The sequence below is a fragment of the Helcococcus bovis genome, from assembly GCF_046035835.1.
Taxonomy (GTDB): domain Bacteria; phylum Bacillota; class Clostridia; order Tissierellales; family Peptoniphilaceae; genus Helcococcus; species Helcococcus bovis.
Window position 1 is genome coordinate 64,931 of record NZ_JBFNGB010000008.1, and the last position, 8,730, is coordinate 73,660.

The window sequence follows — 8,730 nt, forward strand, 5'->3', positions numbered from 1 at the left end:
TATCCTCCTAAAATTGTTCTAAAAATCTCTTGTCGTTATCATACAATGTTCTAATATCTTTTAATCCATATTTAACCATTGTAATCCTATCTACACCCATTCCAAATGCAAATCCAGTATATTTTTCACTATCAATACCACAATTTTCTAATACTTGAGGATGTACCATACCACAGCCTAATAATTCCATTGACCAACCTGTATGATGGCATGAATCACAACCTTTACCTTTACAGTTAAAGCATGAAACGTCTACTTCCATTGATGGCTCTGTGAATGGGAAATAATGTGGTCTAAATCTAGTTTCAAATTCTTCACCAAATAGCTCTTTAATAAATGCATTTATCGTATCAATTAAGTTTGCCATTGAAACATTTTCTCCAACAACAAGTCCTTCAATTTGATGGAACATTGGTGAGTGTGTAGCATCTACTTCATCAAATCTAAATGTTCTTCCTGCTGATACCATTCTAATTGGCGGCTCTTGTTGCATCATAGTTCTAACTTGAACTGGTGATGTATGAGTTCTTAGTAATGTTTCTTTATCTATATAAAATGTATCACTTAAATCTCTTGAAGGATGGTTTTTTGGAGAATTTAATTTATCAAAGTTATTTTCTATAGTTTCAATTTCTGGACCGTCTATAACTGAGAATCCCATATATCTAAATAAATTTTCTAATTCTTCCATTGTTTGGTTTAGAGGATGTCTATGACCTATTGATACAATATCTTTTTGTGCCGTAACGTCAATAGTTTCTGAGATTAATTTTAATTTTAATTTTTCCCACTTAAAACTTTTTTTCTTTTCATCCAACGCTATTTGAATTTCTTCTCTAACCTCATTAGCTAATTTTCCCATTACAGGTCTTTCTTCTTTTGAAAGTTTACCCATTTCTCTTAATAATAGAGTTAACTCTCCTTTTTTTCCTAAAATATTTATTCTTAAATCTTCTAATTCTTTATCTTCTTTTGCATTATTGATAATTTCCAATGAATTAATTTTTATATTTTCTAATTTATTTTTCATAAATTCCTCCATAATCTATATAATTATATCATAAATTGCAGATTTGAGCTAAATTTTAAGATAAATATAAAACATTAATAAATGAAATAATTTTAAAAATAAAAACTCCAAAAGTAAGTTCCTTTAACTACTTTAGGAGTTTGGTATTCATTAATGTATATAATTTAATTTAATAATACAATATTCCATCTTTTATAGTTAGCATCTGGTCTGACATTTTTGCAAATTCTTTGTTATGACTAACCATTATTACAGTTACACCTTCGTTTTTTACAATATCCTTAAATATATTCATAACTTGTAATCCATTATTATAATCTAAAGCACCTGTAGGCTCATCAGCTAATATGACTTTTGGTGAATTCATAAGCGATCTAGCAATAGCTACTCTTTGTTTTTGTCCACCAGATAAATGCATAACCTTTTTGTCTTTTATATCTCTAATATCTAAAAAATCTATTATTTCTTTAGTTTTTTCATTAATATATTTTTTTGACTTTTTACCTATATACGCTGGTAATTGAATATTAAAACTTACACTTTCACTCTCTAATAATTCATAATCTTGTACTACAAAACCAAAAAAAGAGTTCCTTAAAAAACTAGATTTTTTATCATCAAAATTTTTAACATCCTTGCCTTCAATAAAATAATCTCCTTTTTCGAAAGTTAATAGTAAAGCAATAATATTAAGCAGTGTAGATTTTCCAGATCCTGATGGTCCTGTTATTGAGTAAAATTTACCTTTTTCAAAAGTAAAAGAAATATTAGATAGTGCGGTTATTTTTATCCCCCCATCTAATATATATCTCTTACTAATATTTTTTAAATCTATCATTTATAACCTCTCTATTCATATTTAACTCTTAAACTTACTGTTTGTACTATACTTCCCAACAAAACATAAATTACAAAAATAATTAGTGTCCAGATAAATAAAACATTATCAAATGATAAATTATCTTTCATAAAAATTATTTCTGGCTTAATAAGATTTAAGATATAAATATATATCCATGATAACAACAGACCAAATGATAAAGCAAATATATTGCATAAAATACGATATAAAGCAACTTCTAATTTGGTAGCTCCCAATTTTCTATAAATCATATATCTCTTATTAAATCTAAAGTTATTCAAAAATGATATATTAATAAATAACAAAGTAAATATTATGAATCCTGTAATTAAAAAATTTATATTTAAATATAAACTTCTATTAATAACTTGAGAAGTATTCTTAGTTATATTAGCAGCACTCTCTAAACTAAAATCATTAGTTTTTAAATAATTTATAACTTTAGCATTTTCTATTTTTTCATTTTCAGAAAACTCAATTAAAAAGTTACTTGAATTAATCCAGTTATAAGGTTCATTATACTTGTTGTTTACAATTATAAGATCCTGTTTGTTATTAATTTTTAAAATATTAGTCCAAATATTTTTTGACGAAATATCATTTGTATTTAAGTATATTTGGTCTATTTTTAACCTTGAAATTGCATGTAAAATAATATTATTTTTATTTTTATCTTCTAATGTTATTTTATCACCAACTCTAGATTTAGAATATGGAGATAAAATTAAATAATAATTGTTTTCAGGTAATTTTTTTAATTTTAACAAATCTATATCATTATTTAGTTCTATTGGGAAATTATTAAAATCCTCTAAATCGTAAAATTGAGGTAGTGAATACAATCCGATACTTTCATTGATTTTAAAATTTGGAAATGCTTGTAAAAAAACATTTTTGACATTTTCTCTTTTTATTAAATTAGCAAAGAAATCCTTTTTTGTCACTTTTTGTTCTGGATTTATAACTAAATATGTATTTTTAAGATTTGAATTTTCAAATTTTTCAAGAGATTGCTGATAATATCTCACTGGTGAAAAATATATAATAAATATTAATAAAACTAAAGAAAATGAGATAGAAAAAATAACCTGTTGTACAATATTTCTTTTATTATAAATTAATAATTTTTTCATTAGTCAATTTCCTTTTTCTTATTTATTATATCCTTAAATAATTTATACAAATATGGAGAAATTATAGTAAAACTTAATACAATTATCAAAATAAATATAATTAAGTAATCTTTTATTTCAATCTTACCAGCTAAAAAATTATTTGTTCTACTAAAAAATGAGTTCCACATTAATTCATGAATACCAAAAGCTATTAAAGTGCTAATAACTATAAATACAAAAACATCTAATAATATACCAACAAATATTCTTAATTTAGTCATTCCAACCATTCTATATATTCTAAAATCTTTTTCTAAAAATCTCATTAATACCCAGAAAATTGATGAATAAGAAATTATAGAAAGTATATAGATTATATTTATTATTATCATTACTGTAGGACTCAAGCTTGTATCTTTTTCATATGCATCCACAGGAGAACTTATTGATTGTATTGGATAATTAAAAAATAATTTATTCAAATCATTCAAATCAGTAGTGTTTAATACCTTTTTAGTCCTGAAAACAATCTGATTTATCTCAAAATTGCTTAAATACGTTTCAGAACTTACTAGAAAATCTACACCTTCCCAGTATCCTATAACTTTTAAATTAATACCATTTATTTTTAAAAATTTATTATCTTTTTTCAAATTATAAGAAAGAGGTATTAAAACTTCATTATTTCCTAGTTTAGAAAATTTATCAATACTAGAATTTTTAAGTTCAATTTCATTTATAAAAGGTGTTTCATGTAAAAATGTAGAAAAATATAATTTTTCATCATCTTCATTATATACATTTTCTTTAATTTTAACATTTGTAATTTTAAAAGAATCTAAATCTGGTAAATTCTTTTCTAATAATTTTAAATCATTATCATTTAAGCTTTTAGAAAATATTATGTTGTAAAATCTATATTTAGTGTTATTTTCTCGTCTATCATTAAATTGAGGCATATATCTAACAAATAAACTTGTAAAAAACAGAATAGACAGTACTGATGATATTATTAAAAATAAAACTATTAGCTTATTATATTTAATTTGTTTTTTTAATCTTCTTAAAGACAGTTTAATATCAATCATTATCTTAATTCTATTATACTACCATTTACATCATCAGTTGGTATTATATTTCCTGTGTGATACTCTACTCTTTTTCCACCTGAAAACGTATAGTAAAAAGATCTGTTCATATTTATATCCATTTGCATTGCATTTACTATTGAATTAAATGTTATAGAAATTAATACTATAATCCCAAATAGACCTATTTTATTTATAATTTTTTTTATCATTTTTATACTCCTATTTTATTTTGTTTTTTATTTGTTTACGTTATCATTATATCTTTTTTTTATATTATGTCAATAAAATAACTTATTTTTTTTAATATTTTTTTTATCATAAAAATTTTTAAAATTATTAATTTCAATCATCAATTGTAAATATGCTTAAAATATGATATCATTATCACAAATATAGACTATGTAATACAAACATTGGTATATCTATATTTTAAATAGGAGTAATCTATGAAATTGAAAAAAATATTATTTTTTGCTTTTTTAATTTTTGTATTTGTTTCATGTAGTAACAAAGAAAATAATTTTTCAGAATTAATTCCTGAAGACAGTTCAAAAAAAGTTTCTGCCGAAATTAAAGAATTTAAAAATGATATAATTACGTATGAATTGAAAAATCACAAGGATTTGTCATATACTTTTTCCGATTTTTATATAGTCTATAGACTAAATAAAAATAAATGGGAAGAATTATTAATGAATCAAAATATAAAATCTAACTTATTTAAGTTAAAACCAAGTGAATACAAAGAAATTACTTTGCAATTACCAAATAATTTTTCAAAAAATTTTAAGGGCATTTTTCGAATTAGAAAACCTTTTGTGTACGATGAAAAAAATGAAATGGAAAATGTAGATATGATTTTTGAAATAAAATAAAACATCATGAGAAAATAATTTAATCATGATGTTTTATTTTGTTTTATAGATTTTACTTAAATAGCAAGCTAAATTCTTCCATATTCCATACTGTTGTTGCAATATCTTCATAAAATGCTTTTTCATGAGAAATTAAGAAAATTCCTCCATTATATTCTTTAAGTGCACGTTTCAATTCATCTTTCGCAGCATTATCTAAGTGATTGGTAGGTTCATCAAGCATTACGATATTTGTTGGTTTATTTATAACTTTACATAATCTAACTTTAGCCTTTTCCCCACCACTTAAAACCTTAACTTGTGATTCATACTGTTCTGTTGTAAGTCCACATTTTGCAAGTGCAGCTCTTACTTCATTTTGTAATAATGAAGGAAATGCATCCCATACTTCATCTATAGCTGTCTGATTTCCATAAGTTTCTTCTTGCTTAAAATATCCTATGTGTAAATTTTGACCAAAATGAATTTCTCCTGATAATGGTTTTATTTCACCTAATAATGTCTTTACAAGAGTTGTTTTACCTAAACCATTCATACCTGTAATAGCTATTCTGTCCCCTCTTTCCATTCTTAAATTCAATGGTACTGTCAATGGATTTTCAGCATCATAACCAATTACTAAATTTTTTGTTTCAAAAATAAGTCTTGATGTTGAACCAATTTCCTTAAATTCAAATTTTGGATCAGGCTTCTCTCTTTGAAGCTCAATTCTGTCCATTTTATCTAGCATTTTTTGTCTAGACATGGCCATATTTCTAGTTGCAATGTTCGCCTTGTTTCTAGCAACAAAATCTTCCAATCTCTTAATTTCTTGTTGTTGCTTTTTGTAGGCATTTTCTATTTGTTTTAATTTCAATTCGTGCAATCTTTCAAATTCTGAATAATTTCCAACATATCTGTTCAATTCTTTATTTTCAACATGATAAATTAAGTTTATAACAGAATCCAAAAATTCAATATCATGAGAAATTAGGATGAATGCATTTTCGTATTCTTGAAGATATCTTCTTAACCACTCTATTTGAGTTTCATCAAGATAGTTTGTAGGTTCATCAAGCATTAATATATCTGGTTTTTCTAGTAATAGTTTACATAATAAAACCTTAGATCTTTGCCCACCAGATAAATCCTTAAATGGAGTATCTAAACCTAATTCAACTATTCCCATATTATTTGCCAGTTCATCTATTTTAGAATCAATTACATAAAAATCTCTATATTCGATAATATCTTGTAAAAGTCCTACTTCTTCCATCATTTCATTTAATTCAGTTTCGGAAGCATCGGCCATACTCATGTAAAGTTCATTTATCCTTGATTCCTTTTCAAACAAATCTGAAAAAGCATCTTGCAAAACTTCCCTTACAGTTACATCTTTATCGTATGATGCCAATTGATCCAAATATCCAACTTTAACAAATTTCGCCCATTCAATTGTTCCCGTATCAGGTATTAATTTTCCAGTAATAATATTCATAAACGAAGATTTACCTTCTCCATTTGGACCAATCAATCCAACATGTTCACCTTTTAATAATCTAAAATTAACATTTTCTAATATTTCTCTACCACCATAACTGTGATTCAAGTTTGAAACAGTTAATATACTCATCATTCCTCCAATCAAAATTCTAAAACATTCAATTAATTATAACATATTCTAAAATTAAAAAAAGCCACATATAGCCTAAACTATATATGACTTTTATTTTATCTAAATTCTTTTTCAAAATCGATAACTTTTGTAAATCTATCTATTAATATTTTTATAATAACAGCATAAACTGGAATTGAAATTGCTTGTTTTGTCAATGCTTTTGTCATCAACAATATAACACTGTTTCTTCCGTATAACCAAACTGAAAATATTGGAACTAATACAACGGAAGTTAAAACTTGTCCAATTAGTATACCAACAAATATTTTTACTAATGAATATTTTGGATATTTAGCTCCTAATAAATTCGCAATAACTACTGGAATCATCCCTGTTAAAGCTGATGTTAAAGAAAATAAAATATTAAATGGATATGATGAAGGTCTTACAATAAATGCAGCTATATCTGTCACTCCTCCAACAATAAATCCAGGTATTGGTCCCAATAAAAATCCTGAAATAATAATTGGAAATCCACCAAAACTTAGCATACCAACACGCAACGTATTTACCATAACTCCTAATGCAACAAAAATTGCCATATATGTTATTTTCACCGTTGTAAATTTATTTGATTTATCTTTTTGAATAATTTCACCTAATGATGTGTTTTTCATATATTCCTCCTAAAAATTACTACTTAAGGGAATAAGTAGTGAACGCAATTACCAATCGCAAACTGTATTAACAATTTATTCGTGTTAAGACAACGTCCCATTCTTAACCACTATCGCTGGTAATCTACTCTAACGAAATTATTATATCATAATATTTTTATTCTTCATACTTAAAATCACAAGAAGTTAAATGATCATTAATCACTCCTATAGCTTGTAAAAATGAATAAATCGTAGTACTTCCTATAAATTGAAATCCTTCTTTTTTTAAATCTTCACAAATTTTATCAGATAACATATTTTTTGATGGCACTTCCTCTGGTGTTGACCATGGATTTATAACCGGTGTATCAAAAACATATCTCCAAATAAATTTAGAAAAAGATCCATATTTTTGTTGAATTTCCAACACTTTCTTAGCATTATTAATTGAAGACACAATTTTCTTTCTATGTCTTATAATCTTACCATTTTCAAGTATTTTCTCAATTTTTTCTTCAGAAAAATTTCCAACTTTTTCAATTTCAAAGTTTTCAAATTCTTCATCAAATAATTCTTCCCTTTGAAGAATGGTATTCCATGAAAGTCCTGACTGAAACATTTCAAGAACTAACATTCTAAACATTTCTCTGTCATCTCTAACAGGCTTTCCCCACACATTATCGTGATAATGCTTCATTTTTTCATTTTTTTCTGCCCATAAACATCTTTTTATTTTTTCCATATATTACCTTCTTTAATTTATCTTTTATAATATTAGATTAATAAGCAATTATTAACAATCTAATTATAATATATGAAGTTTAAAATATAAAAGATTTAATATAAATTTTTAAAATAAAAAAATCGTTGCAAAACAACTTTCGTCATTTCACAACAACTCTTTTTATTTGTTATTCATCTTTTTTCTTTTTAGTTGCAACTAATGCTGCTCCTGCTACTATCGCAGTCATTGCACTTGTCATAACTCCTAAATCTCCTGTGTTTGGATTTTGGTTATTTTGGTTATTTTGGTTATTTTGGTTATTAGATGTTTTTTTATCATCTGACACTTTACTTTCACCTTCCACAACCATAAATCTTGTCTTTATAATTGAAGCTTCATATTTGTCTGTTTCTTTTGAAACTATTTCTAATTCATATGTTCCTAAAGGCAATTTTTCTAAATATGAATTTTTCAATGTAATCTTTGTACTTCCTTTTTTAACTTCATATTTTGACTTATCTAATACTTTTCCACCAACTCTAACTTCTTCAAATGATGAAATTTCTGCATCTGTCTTAACTACAATATCTTTTTTTGAACCTTTTACATATTTCAATGTTTGTTCTGTCAATAGTTTTGGTTGTTTTCTTGTAATTGTTTGTCTTTGAGTTTGTGGTTTTGGTTCCTTCGGTGTTGTCGGTGCTGGTTCCTTCGGTGTTGTCGGTGCTGGCTCCTTCGGTGTTGTCGGTGCTGGCTCCTTCGGTGTTGTTGGTGCTG

Annotated in this window: 10 protein-coding genes and 1 riboswitch; of the genes, 1 reads left to right on the forward strand and 9 read right to left on the reverse strand. The window is 25.4% G+C overall.

The genetic code is table 11. The features are described from left to right. Positions 1-7: 7 nt before the first annotated feature. The 5 genes from pheS to ABGF48_RS03945 all read right to left on the reverse strand — a co-directional run bounded on the left by pheS (position 8) and on the right by ABGF48_RS03945 (position 4,307). Positions 8-1,030, reverse strand: coding sequence for a phenylalanine--tRNA ligase subunit alpha (pheS, locus tag ABGF48_RS03925; protein ID WP_408105037.1), 1,023 nt, complete (start codon positions 1,028-1,030; stop codon positions 8-10). Positions 1,031-1,199: 169 nt separating this feature from the next. After that, entirely contained in the window at positions 1,200-1,868 is a 669-nt protein-coding gene (locus tag ABGF48_RS03930; protein ID WP_408105038.1) for an ABC transporter ATP-binding protein, read from the reverse strand. Positions 1,869-1,879: 11 nt separating this feature from the next. Beyond that, complete coding sequence (locus ABGF48_RS03935; protein ID WP_408105039.1) at positions 1,880-3,025, reverse strand: hypothetical protein; 1,146 nt, start codon at positions 3,023-3,025, stop codon at positions 1,880-1,882. Further along, positions 3,025-4,095 (reverse strand): FtsX-like permease family protein, encoded by a 1,071-nt coding sequence (locus ABGF48_RS03940; RefSeq protein ID WP_408105040.1) that lies wholly within the window; start codon positions 4,093-4,095, stop codon positions 3,025-3,027. Before ABGF48_RS03940 ends, ABGF48_RS03935 begins: the two co-directional genes overlap by 1 nt. Continuing rightward, the gene (locus ABGF48_RS03945) at positions 4,095-4,307 is read right to left on the reverse strand and encodes a hypothetical protein (RefSeq protein WP_408105041.1); all 213 of its coding nucleotides are present in this window, start codon (positions 4,305-4,307) and stop codon (positions 4,095-4,097) included. The genes ABGF48_RS03940 and ABGF48_RS03945 overlap by 1 nt, the downstream gene beginning before the upstream one ends. Positions 4,308-4,544: 237 nt before the next feature. On the opposite strand from ABGF48_RS03945, the gene ABGF48_RS03950 reads away from it, so the two are divergent. Next, positions 4,545-4,973 (forward strand): immunoglobulin-like domain-containing protein, encoded by a 429-nt coding sequence (locus ABGF48_RS03950; RefSeq protein ID WP_408105042.1) that lies wholly within the window; start codon positions 4,545-4,547, stop codon positions 4,971-4,973. Between the two features lie 52 nt (positions 4,974-5,025). Here ABGF48_RS03950 and ABGF48_RS03955 read toward each other — a convergent pair whose 3' ends face one another. The 4 genes from ABGF48_RS03955 to ABGF48_RS03970 form a co-directional block, all read right to left on the reverse strand. Continuing rightward, on the reverse strand, positions 5,026-6,585 hold the full coding sequence (locus tag ABGF48_RS03955) for an ABC-F family ATP-binding cassette domain-containing protein (protein WP_408105043.1): 1,560 nt from the start codon (positions 6,583-6,585) through the stop codon (positions 5,026-5,028). A 98-nt stretch (positions 6,586-6,683) separates the two neighbouring features. Further along, the gene (locus ABGF48_RS03960; RefSeq protein WP_408105044.1) at positions 6,684-7,247 is read right to left on the reverse strand and encodes an ECF transporter S component; all 564 of its coding nucleotides are present in this window, start codon (positions 7,245-7,247) and stop codon (positions 6,684-6,686) included. Positions 7,248-7,281: 34 nt separating this feature from the next. Beyond that, a riboswitch (THF riboswitch) is annotated at positions 7,282-7,381 on the reverse strand. A gap of 23 nt (positions 7,382-7,404) precedes the next feature. Then, the gene (locus tag ABGF48_RS03965; RefSeq protein ID WP_408105045.1) at positions 7,405-7,971 is read right to left on the reverse strand and encodes a DNA-3-methyladenine glycosylase I; all 567 of its coding nucleotides are present in this window, start codon (positions 7,969-7,971) and stop codon (positions 7,405-7,407) included. Between the two features lie 169 nt (positions 7,972-8,140). After that, a partial coding sequence (locus tag ABGF48_RS03970) for a hypothetical protein (RefSeq protein ID WP_408105046.1) occupies positions 8,141-8,730 on the reverse strand: 590 nt, incomplete at its 5' end.

Bases quoted from the DNA above. Each gene is read 5' to 3' on its own strand.
- ABGF48_RS03930 (WP_408105038.1), bottom strand. From the start codon at position 1,868: ATGATAGATTTAAAAAATATTAGTAAGAGATATATATTAGATGGGGGG.
- ABGF48_RS03950 (WP_408105042.1), top strand. From the start codon at position 4,545: ATGAAATTGAAAAAAATATTATTTTTTGCTTTTTTAATTTTTGTATTT.
- ABGF48_RS03935 (WP_408105039.1), bottom strand. From the start codon at position 3,025: ATGAAAAAATTATTAATTTATAATAAAAGAAATATTGTACAACAGGTT.
- ABGF48_RS03965 (WP_408105045.1), bottom strand. From the start codon at position 7,971: ATGGAAAAAATAAAAAGATGTTTATGGGCAGAAAAAAATGAAAAAATG.
- pheS (WP_408105037.1), bottom strand. From the start codon at position 1,030: ATGAAAAATAAATTAGAAAATATAAAAATTAATTCATTGGAAATTATC.
- ABGF48_RS03940 (WP_408105040.1), bottom strand. From the start codon at position 4,095: ATGATTGATATTAAACTGTCTTTAAGAAGATTAAAAAAACAAATTAAA.
- ABGF48_RS03945 (WP_408105041.1), bottom strand. From the start codon at position 4,307: ATGATAAAAAAAATTATAAATAAAATAGGTCTATTTGGGATTATAGTA.
- ABGF48_RS03955 (WP_408105043.1), bottom strand. From the start codon at position 6,585: ATGAGTATATTAACTGTTTCAAACTTGAATCACAGTTATGGTGGTAGA.
- ABGF48_RS03960 (WP_408105044.1), bottom strand. From the start codon at position 7,247: ATGAAAAACACATCATTAGGTGAAATTATTCAAAAAGATAAATCAAAT.